At 65.4% G+C, this 15,339-nt stretch carries 14 protein-coding genes; 12 read left to right on the top strand and 2 right to left on the bottom strand.

All coding sequences use genetic code 11. The features are described 5' to 3' along the window. The first annotated feature begins 40 nt into the window (after positions 1-40). The 12 genes from C8J46_RS06910 (at position 41) to C8J46_RS06960 (ending at position 12,028) form a co-directional block, all read left to right on the top strand. On the top strand, positions 41-1,414 hold the full coding sequence (locus C8J46_RS06910; protein ID WP_132736642.1) for an MFS transporter: 1,374 nt from the start codon (positions 41-43) through the stop codon (positions 1,412-1,414). Beyond that, entirely contained in the window at positions 1,411-2,805 is a 1,395-nt protein-coding gene (locus C8J46_RS06915) for an MmgE/PrpD family protein (protein WP_132736645.1), read from the top strand. The genes C8J46_RS06910 and C8J46_RS06915 overlap by 4 nt, the downstream gene beginning before the upstream one ends. Next, positions 2,802-3,980: an acyl-CoA dehydrogenase family protein gene (locus C8J46_RS06920; protein WP_132736648.1), complete on the top strand. Its 1,179-nt coding sequence runs from the start codon at positions 2,802-2,804 to the stop codon at positions 3,978-3,980. The genes C8J46_RS06915 and C8J46_RS06920 overlap by 4 nt, the downstream gene beginning before the upstream one ends. Next, positions 3,977-5,170: a CoA transferase gene (locus C8J46_RS06925; protein WP_132736651.1), complete on the top strand. Its 1,194-nt coding sequence runs from the start codon at positions 3,977-3,979 to the stop codon at positions 5,168-5,170. The genes C8J46_RS06920 and C8J46_RS06925 overlap by 4 nt, the downstream gene beginning before the upstream one ends. An 83-nt stretch (positions 5,171-5,253) precedes the next feature. Continuing rightward, a complete protein-coding gene (locus C8J46_RS06930) occupies positions 5,254-5,997 on the top strand; it encodes a GntR family transcriptional regulator (RefSeq protein ID WP_132736654.1) in 744 nt (247 codons plus the stop codon). A gap of 10 nt (positions 5,998-6,007) precedes the next feature. Beyond that, complete coding sequence (locus tag C8J46_RS06935; RefSeq protein WP_132736657.1) at positions 6,008-6,862, top strand: CoA ester lyase; 855 nt, start codon at positions 6,008-6,010, stop codon at positions 6,860-6,862. Positions 6,863-6,910: 48 nt separating this feature from the next. Further along, on the top strand, positions 6,911-7,075 hold the full coding sequence (locus tag C8J46_RS20745; protein WP_165886474.1) for a hypothetical protein: 165 nt from the start codon (positions 6,911-6,913) through the stop codon (positions 7,073-7,075). A gap of 107 nt (positions 7,076-7,182) precedes the next feature. Further along, positions 7,183-7,473 (top strand): hypothetical protein, encoded by a 291-nt coding sequence (locus C8J46_RS06940; RefSeq protein WP_165886475.1) that lies wholly within the window; start codon positions 7,183-7,185, stop codon positions 7,471-7,473. Between the two features lie 36 nt (positions 7,474-7,509). Further along, a complete protein-coding gene (locus C8J46_RS06945; RefSeq protein ID WP_132736663.1) occupies positions 7,510-7,698 on the top strand; it encodes a hypothetical protein in 189 nt (62 codons plus the stop codon). A 254-nt stretch (positions 7,699-7,952) separates the two neighbouring features. Further along, a complete protein-coding gene (locus tag C8J46_RS06950; RefSeq protein WP_132736666.1) occupies positions 7,953-8,531 on the top strand; it encodes a quinol:electron acceptor oxidoreductase subunit ActD in 579 nt (192 codons plus the stop codon). Then, positions 8,528-11,032 carry a magnesium-translocating P-type ATPase gene (mgtA, locus tag C8J46_RS06955; protein ID WP_132736669.1) on the top strand — a complete coding sequence of 835 codons (2,505 nt, stop codon included), beginning with the start codon at positions 8,528-8,530 and terminating at the stop codon, positions 11,030-11,032. The genes C8J46_RS06950 and mgtA overlap by 4 nt, the downstream gene beginning before the upstream one ends. Then, positions 11,033-12,028 (top strand): lysylphosphatidylglycerol synthase transmembrane domain-containing protein, encoded by a 996-nt coding sequence (locus C8J46_RS06960; protein WP_132736673.1) that lies wholly within the window; start codon positions 11,033-11,035, stop codon positions 12,026-12,028. A 111-nt stretch (positions 12,029-12,139) separates the two neighbouring features. Here C8J46_RS06960 and C8J46_RS06965 read toward each other — a convergent pair whose 3' ends face one another. Both C8J46_RS06965 and C8J46_RS06970 read right to left on the bottom strand, forming a co-directional pair. Continuing rightward, on the bottom strand, positions 12,140-12,997 hold the full coding sequence (locus tag C8J46_RS06965; RefSeq protein WP_132736676.1) for a serine hydrolase: 858 nt from the start codon (positions 12,995-12,997) through the stop codon (positions 12,140-12,142). A gap of 548 nt (positions 12,998-13,545) precedes the next feature. Further along, a complete protein-coding gene (locus C8J46_RS06970; protein WP_132736679.1) occupies positions 13,546-14,844 on the bottom strand; it encodes a hypothetical protein in 1,299 nt (432 codons plus the stop codon). Positions 14,845-15,339 lie beyond the last annotated feature (495 nt).

Consider the following 15,339-nt stretch of genomic DNA (forward strand, 5'->3'; position numbering starts at 1 on the left):
GAAGACCCGGCCCGTCGTCATTCCGAAGAGAGGTAGCCCCATGGCCGATACCATCGCCGTCAACGCAGGAGCCAGGCTAGACCGTCTGCCCATCTCCCGATTCCACTGGCGTATCCTGGGGCTGATCAGCGCGGGCGCGTTCCTCGACGCGTTCGACGTCTATCTTGCGGGTGGCGTCATCGCCGCGCTGAAGGCGGAGGGCTTCTCGACGCTGGCGCAGGCCGCGGTGTTCATGTCGATGACGTTCCTCGGCATGATGATCGGCGCAGGCATGGCCGGCTATGTCGGGGATCGGTTCGGGCGTCGCGCGTCGTACCAGTTCAACCTCGCGCTGTTCGGGCTCGCGTCGATCGCGGCGATCTTCTCGCCCAACATGACGTTCCTCATCATCTGCCGCTTCATCATGGGTATCGGTCTCGGTGCCGAGCTGGTGGTCGCGGCGGGGACGCTCGGCGAGTTCATCCCGCCCGCCTATCGCGGTCGCTGGGTGTCGATCATGGGCATGGTCGTTAATTCGGGCCTGCTGGTCGCGACCTCGGTCGGCTATATCGTCATCCCGACGCTCGGCTGGCGCTACATGTTCGCGATCGGCGGCATCCTTGCGCTGATCGTCTGGGTGATGCGCAAGAAGATGCCGGAATCGCCGCGCTGGCTAGAGTCGGTCGGTCGCAACGAAGAGGCCGAGGCGACGCTGCGCGAGATCGAAGCCGAGGTCATCGCGCACAAGGGCCCCCTCGCCGCCGTCCCCGAAGTCCGCGTCGTGCCAAAGGTCCACGCACCGCTCAGCGCGCTGTTTGGCTCCAAACTGCGCCGCCGCCTGATCGCCGCGACACTCGCCGCGATCGCGGTCAACGTCTCGGTCTATGGCTTCGTCGCGTGGTTGCCGACCTTCCTGGTCAGCCACGGTACCGGGATCGTCACGTCGCTCTGGTACACGACGCTGATGTCGTTCGGCAGCGTGTTCGGTGCGATCGTCGCGATCGGCATCGCCGACCGCATTTCGCGTCGCGCCTCGCTGATCGCCGCGGCCGTCGCAATCATGATCTTCGGCTTCCTGTACCCGAATGCACACGGCGACCTGATGGTGCCACTGACGGGCTTCCTGCTCGTATCGAGCATCTACACGCTCGTGACGCTGGCGCTGTTCGCCTACATCCCCGAGCTGTTCCCGACCGCCTATCGGCTGCGCGGCACTGGTTTTGCGGGCATGTGCGGGCGCGCCGCGTCGATGGTCACGCCCTATGCCACCGTCGCGCTGTTCGAGCGCTTCGGGCTGGAGGGCGTGCTCGGCATGGTCGGCGTGGTGCTGGCCTGCATGATCGCCGCGGTCGGTCTGTTGAACATCGAGACCACCGGCCAGTCGCTCGACGACGTCGCCGACGACTCGCTGGTCACCGGGGGAGCCACCAAGTGACGCTCTCGCAAACCTTCGCCGATTTCGCGACTGGCCTGACGATCGAAGCCATTCCCGAGCGGGTCCGGGAGCGCGCGCGGCACCTGATCCTGGATTCGGTAGGAACCGGGCTCGCAGCGGTCGGTGCGCCTTGGGCCGAAGCGAGCTTTGCCGCCGCGGGCGATCTCGGCAGCGGCACGGCGCCGGTACTCGGCTATGGCCGTACGCTGGCGATGCGCGACGCGGCGCTGATGAACGGGCTCGTCACGCACGGCCTCGACTATGACGATACGCATTCGCGCGGCATCATCCATGCGACCGTCAGCGCCTTCCCGACAGCACTCGTTGCAGCGGACAAGGCGGGCGTCTCGGGCGCCGACCTGCTTGTCGCGTATATCGCAGCGATGGAGGTCTCGACGCGGGTCGCCGCCGTCGGCGCGGGCGGGTTCCACTCCTTCGGCTTCCACCCGACCGGGTTGATCGGTGCATTCGGATCGACGCTCGCCGCCGGCAGGTTGCTCGGGCTGGACGCGCAGCAGATCGCAATGGCGCAGGGGATCGTGCTGTCGATGGCCGGCGGCAGCCTCGAATTCCTTGCCGACGGTGCGTGGACCAAGCGCCTGCATCCCGGCTGGGCGGCGAGCTCGGCACTGACCGCGGCCGCGCTTGCCAAGCGCGGCTTCGTCGGACCGCCAGCTGCGTATGAAGGCCGCTTCGGTCTGTATGCGCTGTATCTGCGAGACGCCGCCCCTGCCCTGCTCGCGCAGGCGACCGAAGCGCTCGGCGAGACCTGGGAGATCGAGGCGGTGTCGGTGAAGCCGCTTCCCGCGTGCCACATGACGCATGCCGCGATCGATGCGGCGATCGCGTTGCGCACGGAATACGACCTGACCGCCGCCGACATCGCCAAGGTCATCGTGCTGGTGCCCGAGGCGGTCATCCCGATCGTCTGCGAGCCCGCCCCCCCCAAGCGGACGCCGCGCACCGGCTACGACGCGCAATTCTCGATCCCCTACACGGTCGCGACTGCGCTGCTGACGGGCAAGTTCACGCTCGATGCGCTCGATCCATCGGCGCTGAACGACCCGGCGGTGCTCGATCTGGCGACGCGCGTCGAGTACGCGATCGACCCGGACAGCGATTATCCCAAGCACTTCACCGGCGAAGTCATCGTCGAGACCAACGACGGCCGGATGCTGCGCCACCGCGAGGCGATCAACCGTGGTGCGTCCGACCGGCCGCTCAGCAACGCCGACATCGACGCCAAATATTTCGAGAACGCCGCGCGCACGGTCGACGCGACGCGCGCCGCGCACATCCGCGCCGCCGTGCTCGACATGGACCGGCACCCCGCTTCCGCGCTCGGCGACATCCTCGCCGGCGCCACTGCCCCTCAAGGAGTATCCGTATGACCCTGGCAAACTCGATCGCCGCCGATGGCGCGATGACCGACGAAGAGATCATGATCCTCGATTCGATCGACAAGTTCCTCGAAACCGATGTTAGGCCGTTCGTCCATCAGCTCGAGCATGACGACGAATACCCGCAGAAGATCGTCGACACGATGAAGGAGATGGGCCTGTTCGGCCTGATGATCGCGCCCGAATTCGGCGGGTTCGGAATCTCGACGCTGACCTATGCGCGGATCATCGAGAAGATCTCGACCGTGTGGATGTCGGTCGCTGGCATCATCAACAGCCACATGATCATGGCGATGACGGTCCAGCGCTGCGGCACCGAGGCGCAGAAGGATCATTATCTGCCGAAGTTCGCAACCGGCGAACTGCGCGGCGGCATCGGCCTGACCGAGCCCGACGCGGGCACCGACCTGCAGGCGATCCGCACCACCGCGGTACGCGACGGCGACGACTATGTCGTCAACGGCAGCAAGATGTGGATCACCAATTCGGGCTCGGGCAACACCATCCTGCTGCTGGTCAAGACCGATACGGCCGCCGAGCCACGCCACAAGGGCATGAGCCTGTTGATCGCCGAGAAGGGCGATGGCTTCATCGTGTCTAAGAAGCTCGAAAAGCTCGGCTACAAGGGCATCGACAGCAACGCGCTGACCTTCGACGGGTACCGCGTGCCGGTCGACCGGCTGATCGGTGGGATCGAAGGCGTCGGCCTGAAGCAGGTGCTGGGCGGGCTCGAGCTTGGCCGCATCAACGTGGCAGCGCGCGGCGTCGGCATCGCGCAGGCGGCGCTAAACGAAGCGGTCGCCTATTCGCAGACGCGCAAGACGTTCGGCAAGCCGATCTGCGAGCATCAGGCGATCCAGCTGAAACTCGGCGAAATGACGACGCGCACCTATGCCGCCCGGCTGCTCACCGAAGCGGCGGCCAAGGCGTATGACCGCGGCGAGCGCTGCGACATGGAAGCCGGCATGGCGAAGTATTTCGCGACCGAAGCGGGGCTGGAAAATGCGATCGAGGCGATGCGGATCTTCGGCGGCTACGGCTATTCGAAGGAATATAACGTCGAGCGGCTCTACCGCGACGCACCTTTGCTGACGATCGGCGAAGGCACCAACGAACTGCAACGCATCATCATTGCCAAGCAGATCATCGCGCGGAATCCGGCATGAGCCAGCCGCTCGCAGGCCTCCGCATTGTAGCAGTCGAACAATATGGCGCCGGGCCGTTCGGCACGCAGCAGCTTGCCGATCTCGGCGCCGAGGTCATCAAGATCGAGAACCATAAGGACGGCGGCGATATCGGGCGTCACGTCGGCCCGTATTTCTTCGGCCCAGGTGACAGCCATTTCTACGAATCGCTCAACCGCAACAAGCGCAGCATCGGCCTCGACCTGAAGAGCGCGGACGGGCGCGCCGTGCTGGAAAAGCTCGTCGCGGAATCGGACGTGGTGTTCAACAATTTGCGCGGCGACCTGCCGGCAAAGCTCGGACTCGACTACGCCGCGCTGTCGCCGTTCAACCCGGCGATCGCCTGCGTCCACCTCTCCGCCTATGGCCGCACCGGCAGCCGCGCAGCGTGGCCCGGCTATGATTACCTGATGCAGGCCGAGGCGGGCTACCTGTCGCTGACCGGTGAGCCCGGCACGCCCCCGGCGCGCTTTGGACTGTCGATCGTCGACTTCATGACCGGCACCACGGCCGCGCTCGCGATCCTCGCTGGCGTCGTCTCGGCGCGCGCGAGCGGGATCGGCCGCGATCTCGACGTCAGCCTGTTCGACGTCGCGCTCGGCAACCTGAACTATGTCGCCGAATGGTATCTGAACGGCGGCGTGACCGTCGAACGCACGTCGCGATCGAGCCATCCCTCGCTCACCCCCAGCCAGCTCTACACGACCAGCGACGGCTGGATCTTCGTGATGTGCAACAAGGAGAAGTTCTTCGAAGTCCTGTGCGGGCTGATCGAGCGTCCCGAATGGGCGACCGATCCGCGCTATGCGACCTTTGCCGCCCGGCTGGAGAACAGGCCCGCGTTCAACGCCGATCTCGATGCGGTGTTGTCGACCCGGACCACGGCGGACTGGATGCAGTTGTTCGAAGGGCGCGTGCCGGCCGCGCCGGTGCTCGACGTCCAGCAGGCGCTCGACAATCCGTTTCTCGCGGAATCGAAGCGGATCATCGACTTCCAGCATCCCGAGCGTGGCCCCCTGCCCGGCATCGCCTCGTCGATCCGCGCGGGCGGCGTCGAACATCCGGACAAGGCTGCCCCAGCACTCGGTGCGGATACCGACGCCATCCTCGCGACACTCGGCTATACCGACGACGATGTGGCAGCCTTGCGGACCCGCGGCGCGGTACGGTGACACCAGCGCTTGCATCGAACGCCAAGGCATTGAACGGTGAGCTATTGTCCGGATCACCCGACAAAGCGACCGATGGATATTCGATGCCCCAGCTTCGTCAGCAACCGCGTTACCTGCAACTCGCGCAGACATTGATCAACGAGATCGAGGATGGGCGCTATCCGATCGGCACGCTGCTGCCGACCGAATTCGAGCTCTGCGACCAGTTCGGCGCGAGCCGCTTCACCGTGCGCGAGGCGATCAAGCGGCTCGTGCAATCGGGCATGGTCTCGCGTCAGGCCGGAGTCGGCACGCGCGTCCTCGGGCTGTCGCGCCCGGCCGCGTACCGACAGGTGATGGAGGGGCTTTCCGACCTCCAGCAATACACCAACGAAACCAGCCTCACGATCATCGCGCGGGAGACGATCGCGCTGGACGGACCGCTCGCCGAACAAGTCGGCGCGACGTCGGGCCAGACCTGGCTGCATCTCATGGCGCTGCGCCGCGCCGCCGGGACCAGTCCGATCTCCTATTCGGACATCTATCTCCACCCCGCGTTCCGCAGCCTGAAGCTTGACGACGATGTCGGCGATGTGCCGATCTTTAGTCGGATCGAGGAACAGTTCGGCGAGCGCGTCGCCGAGGTTCGCCAGCATATCGAAGCGGTGGCGATCCCCGCGCCGATCGCCGAGTTGCTTGAAACCAAGACCGGCGCGCCGGGCCTCCGCCTGACGCGGCACTATCTCAACGCGCGCGGCGAGGTCGTCGAGATGGCGATCAATACCCATCCCGCGGACCGCTATTCCTATTCCCAGACCTTCCGCCGCGATCCCGTATCCGGCCTGTAGAGGATTTTTCATGACCATTGCCGCCCGCAGTATCCTGTTCGTCCCCGGCGATCGTGCCGAGCGTTTCGAAAAGGCGCGCGCGAGCGGCGCGGACATGGTGGTGATCGATCTCGAAGACGCGGTCCTCCCCGACCGCAAAGTCGCCGCGCGCGATACGATCCACGATGCGCTCGCGGCCCTGACAGAACCGCGCTTCTTCGTGCGCGTCAACAGTCTGGATACCGAGTGGCATGCAGACGACGTGCGTGCACTCGCGGCGTTGCCAGGCGTCGCGGGGCTGATGCTGCCCAAAGCCGAGCGTGCATCGGACTTTATCGCGATGCACGAGGTCGCCAGTGGCAAGCCGCTCCATGCGCTGGTCGAGACCGTTGCGGCGATCCTCAACCTTGCTGACCTCGTCACCGCGCCTGGACTCGCCCGCCTATCGTTCGGCACGGTGGATTTTCAGGCCGACGCCGGGATCGACGGCGATGGCGCGGAGATCGACCATGTCCGCACCCAGATCGTCCTTCACTCGCGCAGCGCAAGCCTTGCCGCACCGGTGGACGGCGTCTCGACCAACCTCACCGACGACGCTGCGCTGGCCCGCGACACCGACCACGCCCGGCGCTTCGGGTTCGGCGGAAAACTCTGTGTCCATCCACGACAGGTCGGTATCGTCAACATGGCCTTCCTTCCCTCGGAAGCGGATGTGGCATGGGCGGGTCGCGTACTTGCGGCGATCGATGGCGCGTTCGGTGCGGTTGCGGTCGACGGCAAACTGATCGACAAACCCGTCATCGACCGCGCCCGCCGCCTTCTCGAAACCCATGCAGCTCATACCGAGCATGATGCGGGAACGGCGGTGAGCGTACCGGTCCATTAAGTCTGACCGGGCGAGCAACACTGGCATCGTACCGCGTTGACCTGCAGGATGGGCGATATCGCGATCAACGAAGCGCAGAATGGCAAGGCCATCGATCGGCGTACCCAGGCCATTGCCGTCGCCGCCAACGCCATAACGCCGATCGATAGCGCAGGCGGATATAATAGCCCGTGGTGCGTGGTACGGCGGGCATCTCGTACTACTTGGTCGTAAGACCCTGTATTACAAGCATTGTGCGCAACAGACGGCTGCGGTAAAAGGCACATATGTCGCTTCGAGTTCGGTCATTCCTCGACGGTGTTCGCGTTGCTGCGTGCGTCATGCTCGCGATGATGCTGCTAGTGCGGCTAGGACCATGGTGCGAAACAATCGCGATGGCTGCGACGCCCGCCGCGTCGACGACGATGGATTGTGCCAGCACCCCGATCAACGGTCCGGCAAAAAAGACCGCGCTGTCGGCCTGCGCCACGCCATGCGCGGCTGTCCCCGGCGAGATGGTTGCTCATGTCGAGCCGATCGCGTTCGCGCCGCTCTCACCATGGGCAGTCGCGCATACCGGCCTGTTCGGCCTTACCAGCGCACCCGCGACGCCCCCTCCGCAAACCGTGTGAAACCAATCTCACACGCGCATATTTTCGGAGACTATTATGACCAAGTTCAAGCTCATCAGCACCGCTCTCGCCCTTACGCTGTCAACCGGCGCATTTGCCGCGGTCGCAAATTGCTGCGCCGACATGGCCTGCTGCAAGGACGGCGCAGACTGCTGCAAGGATGGCGCAAAAGCCCAGGCTGCGGATTGCTGCGATCCTGCCAAGGGCGGCATGCACCACGACTGAAGCGGTGGTAGGGGCGGGCAACCGCCCCTATTCACGCATTACCCGTCCGTCTCGGAGCAGATATTAGGCCATCGATGACGACGGTCGCCAGCGACGGTGCCCCGCTGTCGATCGCAATCGCCACCTCGATCGACCGCGGTTGATAGCTGCACTCCTGCGCCGATCGCGAGACCCGCGTTAGGTAGTTCCCGATTCTGGTGCCGCTCCACCCCGATCGTACGGTTTGGCAACGCTCCCCAACCGAGGACCTTGCCATGAAGTTCAGCCATTCGATCGTCGCCGTGTTCGACGACCATGCCCAGGCCGATGCCGCGGTGAAGGCGCTCGCCGCGTCTGGGTTCGGGCTGCGGCGGTTGAGTATCGTCGGCAAGGGCTTTCATAGCGATCAGGTCGCGACGGGCTTCTACAACAGCGGCGACCGGATCCGCTTCTGGGGCTCGCGCGGCGCGCTATGGGGTGGCCTGTGGGGGCTGTTCATGGGTGGGCTCTACGCGACCGTCCCCGTCGTCGGCGGGGTCGTGCTGCTCGGGCATCTCGCCGCCACGGTGATCACCGCGATCGAGGGCGCGGTCATGCTCGGCGGCACCGGCGCGCTGGTTGCCGCGCTTGCCAGTCTCGGCATTCCCGAGGATTCGATCGTCACCTACGAGACCGATATCGCGGCCGACGGTTTCCTCGTCATGGCGCATGGCAGCGAAGCGGAGATGGAGCGCGCCAAGCTGGTACTCGAACCGCTCGGGCCTCGTCGGATCACCGTCCACCACGACGATAGTAACGCTTCCCCGCATGCACAGCTGACCGGCGAACTCCCGGTCGCCGAGCCGGTCGCCTGACTCAGGACGCACCGCCGTTCTGGACCCGGTCGGCCGACGCGCTGCTCGCCGATCTCGGAACGTCGCGTGACGGGCTAAGCGCGGCAGAGGCGACGGAGCGCCTCGCCCGCTATGGTCCGAACAGCGACAGCGCGGAAACGCACCCCGGCCCCGCACGGGCGATCGCGCGACGTCTGCTAGAGCCGTTGTCGCTGATCCTGCTCGCCGCCGGGCTGGTGTCAGCGGCGACGGGCGATGCGGTTGGCGGGTCGATCATTGTCGTGATCCTCGGCTTCTCGGTCCTGCTCGACACCTATCAGGAGGGGCAAGCGGTCCACGCCGCAGCGATCCTGCGCCAGTCGGTCGCAGTCTCCGCGCGCGTTCGCCGCGACGGCGCGTTCGTCGCAGTCGCGATCGAGGCGGTGGTGCCCGGCGACATCGTCGAGGTCCGCGCAGGCGACATCATCCCCGCCGACGCGCTGATCCTCGACAGCACTGCGTTCACCGCCAACGAAGCCGCGCTGACCGGCGAGCCTTATCCAGTCGACAAACGCGCCGGCCTCGTCACCGCGACGACCCCCGCGGAAGCGTCGAACGCGCTGTTCCGCGGGGCGATCGCGCAGACGGGGACGGCGACCGCTCTGGTCGTAGGCACCGGCCGCGCCACGCTGTTCGGCTCGGCGGCCGCCGCGCTGGCGACCGCCGCCGCCCCCTCCCCATTCGAGCGCGATCTCCATGCGTACGGCCTGCTGACGACGCGGCTGACGCTGGCGCTGGTGGTGGTCGTGCTGACGGCGAGCATCTTCCTAGGGCGGCCGCTGCTCCAATCGCTGCTGTTCGCGGTCGCGCTTGCGGTGGGACTCACGCCCGAGCTGCTGCCGATGATCACCACCGTCACGCTGTCGCGCGGCGCGATGCGGATGGCGAAGCGCAAGGTGATCGTGAAGCGGCTCGCGTCGATCCACGATCTAGGCGCGATGACCATTTTGTGCACCGACAAGACCGGCACGCTCACCTCGGCGCAGATCAGCCTGGCGCGGAGCATCGGTGCCACGGGTATCGACGATCCCGAAGCCGCGCGGTTGGGGGCAATGGCCGCAGCGTTCGGCGGCGATCGTGGCGCGCTCGATACGGCGTTGGTGACCGCATCGCCGGACGCCGCGAAGGACTGGACGCTCGCCGCGCAGAGCGTCTTCGATTTCGACCGGCGGCTCGGGACTGTGCTGGCGACGGGTGCAGGCGGCACGATCCTGATCACCAAGGGCGCGCCCGAGGCCGTGCTCGCCGGCTGCAATTTGAGCGAGGTCGACCAAGCCGCGATCCTAGCGCAGGTCCGCGCGCTCGCCGAACAAGGCCTGCGCGCCATTGCGATCGCCTCCCGCCCCTGGACCGGCCCGACACATGCGCCGACCCGGGACGACGAAACCAACCTCGTCTATGCCGGGCTCTGCGCATTCGCCGACCCGCCCAAGGCAACCGCCCCCGCTGCCGTCGCACGCCTGCAAGCGGCGGGCATCCGGCTCAAGATCCTGTCGGGCGACGACCCCGTGGTGGTCGGCCGCCTCGCCGGACTGGTCGGCCTCGCCACCTCGCGCGTGCTGTCCGGCACCGACATCGCCAAGCTCAGCGACGACGCACTCGCCGTGCAGGTCCGCAACGTCGACGCCTATGGCCGCCTCGCCCCCGACCAGAAGGCACGGCTGGTACGCGCGCTCCAGGCGAGCGGCGCGATCGTCGGCTATCTCGGCGACGGGATCAACGACGCGCCCGCGCTGAAACTCGCCGATATCGGCCTGTCTGTCGCCGGCGCGGCCAGCGTCGCGCAGGCGTCGGCCGACATGATCATGCTCGACAGCGATCTCGGCGTGGTCGCGGACGGTGTCGAGGAAGGGCGGCGGACGTTCGCCAATATCCTGAAGTACGTCCGGATGGGGGCGAGCTCGAACTTCGGCAACATGCTGTCGATGGCCGCCGCATCGCTGTTCCTGCCCTTCCTGCCGATGCTGCCGACGCAGATCCTGCTCAACAACCTGCTCTACGACGTGTCGGAGATCGGCATTCCGTTCGACGGCGTCCGCGCCGAGGCGGTGGCGCGGCCACAGGTGTGGAGCATGCCCGCGCTGATCCGCTTCGCCGCGGTGATGGGTCCGCTGTCGTCAGCGTTCGACCTGTTGACCTTCGCGGGGCTCTCGCTCGTCTTTCACGTCGCCGCGCCTGAGTTCCGCACCGCCTGGTTCCTCGAATCGATGGCGACGCAGATCCTGGTGATCTTCGTGATCCGCACCAACGGGCGGCCATGGGCAGACCTGCCGCGGCTCGCGCTCGCGCTGTCGTCGCTGGGGGCACTGTTGGTTGCGATGGTGTTGCCGTTCACCTCGGTCGGCGACTGGTTCGGCTTCGTCGCGCCGCCGCTCGTCGTAGTGGCGAGCATCGGCGGCATCACGCTCGCCTATCTGGTACTGGCCGAACTGCTCAAGACGTTTCTGTTCGATCACCGCCCCACCAAACGCGCGCGCCGCTGAATGAGCCTGGCGGCACTCTGGCGCGGGGCGTTGCACCATATCGGCTGTGTGCTGGGCCTCGCGGTGATCGCGATCGTCGTCGGCGCGGTGCTGCGGATCGGCGATCTCCACGCGTTCGCGACGATGCTCGAGAACGCGCGCCCCGGCTGGCTGCTGGTCGCGCTGGGCTTGCAGGCGACCACCTATGCGAGCGTCGCGGCGGGCTGGGGGATCGTGCTGCACCAGACCGACACGCCGCAACCTCTGCGCCGGCTCTATCCGATCGCGGTCGGCAAGCTGTTCGCCGACCAGGTCATCCCGGTCGCTGGCATGGGCGGCAACATGTTCCTGGTCGACCGCCTCACCGCGCTCGGCGTCAGGCGCGGCAACGCAGTCGCCACGCTGCTGATGGCGATGATCGGCTTCTACGCGGCGTACGGGGTTTGCGCGCTCGCGATGCTGACGGTGCTGTGGATCGAGGGGCTGGCGTCGATCTGGATCGCCGGCTTCGTGCTGGTGTTCCTCGCCGTCGCGACCGCGATTCCCGGGCTGGCGCTGTGGACCCGGCGGCGCGGGCGGCGCCCCGTCTCCCCGACGCTCGCCCGTTTCGCGAGCATCCGCGCACTCATCGGTATCGTCGGCGAGGCACCCAGGCGGTTGCTGGTCGACCGCCGGCTGATCCTTCGCGTCGCGAGCGTGAACGGCCTGGTCTTCCTCGCCGATGCCGTCAGCCTGATGGTGTGCTTCCTCGCGCTTGGTCAGCCGGTCGGCTTCCCGGTCGCGTTCGTCGCGGTGATGACCGCATCGATGATCGCGACGCTCGGCCCGATCCCGCTCGGACTCGGCACGTTCGAGGCGGGTGCGACGGGGATGCTGGCGTTGATGGGGGTGCCGGTCGAGGCGTCGCTGGCGGCGACGTTGCTGCTGCGCGTCTTTACGCTGTGGCTGCCGCTAGTGCCCGGTTTCGTGCTGATCCGGCGCGCGCTACGCACCAAGGCTGCGGGCCTGACAGCCTAGGAAGCAGAAGCATCAGGCGCCGGCCGTATGGAACGGATCGAACCGTCCGCGGAACGGCGCGCATAACGAACGCGCAATACTCTACGTTCGGCGCAATCCGCTAACCCAGGCTCACTGCATTCGCATGAACAGCGAGAGCGCGTTGCGGACGCTATCTGCAAAGCGGTCATAGATTACGCGTGCGACCTCGGCGATGACAGGCTGGCGATCACGTCCACCGCGCGCGAACACCGCGACCGCCACGCGGCGACCATCGGGCATGGTAATGAACCCGACATCGTTGGTGATACCGTCAAGCGTGCCGGTCTTGTCCTCGACCCGCGTACCAGCGGGAAGGAGAGCGCGGATACGCCGTGTGCCCGTCGCGCATCGGCTCATCAGCTCGAAGAGAAAATTGCGGCTTTGCGCCGTCAGTACCGAGCCGTTGTCGAGCTTGTTCAACAGCGTGACCATGGCGACCGGCGTGGCGACATCCTTGCTGTCGGCAAGGTGGCCGCGCTCGCGAAGCAGCTGGGCTATGGTCCGGTCCATCCGGATGCCCGGTATCTGCAGCGACAACAGCCACTGCTGGATCGCGGCGGGGCCGCCGAGAGCGGCAAGCAGCTGATCGGTCGCCTGGTTGTCGCTGCGGATGATCATCAGATCCATGACCTTGGCGGCAGGACGGCCCATGATCATGTCACCGAGAGAGCGTCGACCTTGATCGACCTCGGCGAGATAGGCGGCGGCGATCGCGATCTTGACCGTGCTCGCCATCGGAAAAGGGGTATTCCCGTTGATTGAAACGGTCGAGCCATCGCGCAGGTCGAGCGCGGCGATGCCATAGTCACCGGAGCGTTGCGCGACCAGCTGGGTCAACGCGTGCTCGAGCCCGACGAGTTCGGGCGAGCTTGCGGCGACCGGTGCCGGGACGAGGATGCTGGCGGCGATACTGGATAGAAACAGGCGGGAAACCCGGAGTGCGCGCATCAATCGTCCTCGAATATTGTCCTGCATCGACGTGGTCACACTAAACCGACGAACCTGAACATGTCGTTATGCATACCGGTAAAGTTCGGACGGGCGGCATGCTAGCATCTCGGGTAAACGGCGCGAGGCCGGTCATGTCAACGATCAAGTCACGTTGCTGCAGGCTGGAAGCGGCCTCGATCTGCAAACGCATCCAGTTGACTACAATATGGATGAGCTGGATCGCTCCCGACAGCTACCGACCTGCCGGCGATAGCGCTGCTTGCCATCTCCTTTCGCCAGACGATCGGGCGCACTAACGGTAATACGCTGTTTTTCGGCATCGTCCGCCCGTTCGAGGAGTCGATAGCAGTCGCCAAGCTCCGCGTACGACCACGCAGCTAGCGCGGAAGCGGCACCACCAAATTCTGCGGTACCACCGCACCGTTATCGATGCGATCACCGATCACGACGGGCCGGCATTGCCGCGATGAACACGCATTTCGATTCGGTGACCTTCTATTGCGGGACGCCACGCCTCCAGACGTTGGCTTCGGCGGCCAACCCGGTCAGCGAAACAACATGCCTGGCGTGTCGAACGACGTCGCGCGCTTGGCGATCATCTGCTTCATGATCGCCTCCAACTCGCGGCCGAAGCCCTTCATCGCGCTCTCGCCGCCGAAATCCGCGGTCATGGCATCCAGACGAGTTCCCGAACCGCCCGTCTGTGGCGACACGAACACCGGCCGGCCGACATAGCGGTTGAATTCCGCCGCCAGCCAAGGCGCGACGATGCCGATTTCCTTCTGCTGGATATAATCGTTGGCGAGGTCAATCGCCTGCTTCGTCCGGCCGGACCATTTGGGCGACGGCGGGTACAGGCCCTCGACCGCGGGGCTGCCGACCGCCCCCATCTTGGTGATCGTCTTGGCCTTCTCCTTGGGATTCCCTTTCGACTGCGCAGTAACCCAGTTCAGTGGCGCTTGGTCGAGAGCCGTGTTGGAATCTGCCAGCCAACCGCCGGTCAGCCGCTTTGGATTGGCAAAGGCGCGTTGCAGCGTCAGGTGGCGGGCATTCTGCGTGGCTGTGGCCGCCATATATTCGGTGCCGATTAAGTCGAGCATCATCAGCCCGATCACCCATGCCCGCGTGTTGCGAGAGGGCTCGGCCAGAAACATCGCTGCCGACAACATCGGCAGTGCGGAATTGATGTCGGCTTTTTCCACGCCGCGCGCCGCTGTCTTGCTCAGCGTTTGGGGGGTGCCATTGGGACTGGTAGGATCGACGGGAGACCACCGCGCGCCCTTGCCCATCGTCGTGGGCGCCTGCACGCGCGCGGGGCCGTGCGCCCCTGTCTTGCCCTTCAGGATGGTGCGCAGGGTGGACGTCAGGCGCTGCGACCAGACCACGCCCTCCATCGCGGAAATGGTGTTGCCCTGATCGATAAACTTGCCGAACTCGCGGTAACTCGCGCCGTCCGTGCGGTTCCAGATATTCCCCTCGGTCGGATCGGTCCCGGAAAAGCCCGTGTCGCGCACGTAGAAGCCATCGGCGAACCCTCCCGGCTTGATGCCGCCCCTCGCGATTTTTTGAATTTTTCGGCCGGCAATCGTATAATAGATATGGCGGGCCTGCGCGGTCCGGCTGATTTTCCACGCCCCGATCCAACTCGCGATGCCGCCAAGTTGATAAGGATCACTATCCGTTCCGGCGCCGGCGATACCAGCAGCAGTCGAAAGCGCGTCCTCGGCAGCGGTCTTCACCCAGCCTAGCAGAGTCGTTCCGGAGATGTAGAGGGCATGCTGCTTGCGCGCGCCGGTTTCCCAATTAGCCAGATAGTCGATGTCGACTGCCAGATAGTCGTACATGTCCGCCCCCTCACCATCCCGATGCCAGTGTTCAGACTCGGAACTTAGCCTTGCTACACCATCGCAAAAACTCATGTAAGACCGACCTTACCAGTACCTTTTTACATATTCTCGCTTTTTGATATGTTTAACTGTAATACTGCATCTGCCGAATACTATTAGTTTTACTGATATCAAGGTGAATGAACTCCGCGACTCCCACACCGGCTGGCAGCATGGTCGAGCCGCTCACCGGGGGCATGATTTCCGAACGAAGACACGTTCTTGCCTAAGATGAACGGGCGTCTGGTTCCAGGGCTACGCCGAACAGAGCTTAACGGCCGATATTTGGCAAAACTGCCCGGTGACTAGCAATGACGGGCGAGAATGACTTCGCCAGCCGGCAGCGATCGTCAGAGTTCGCGCAAAGCCTGTTCGCTGCTGTCGATGTAGCGCTTGTGCTGCAGGACGCCGAAGCGGCCATGGGGATTACTCGCTCCGCGTCGGCGCGGGCGC

Origin of the sequence: Sphingomonas sp. PP-F2F-A104-K0414 (assembly GCF_004340945.1) — a bacterium.
Lineage (GTDB): Bacteria > Pseudomonadota > Alphaproteobacteria > Sphingomonadales > Sphingomonadaceae > Sphingomonas.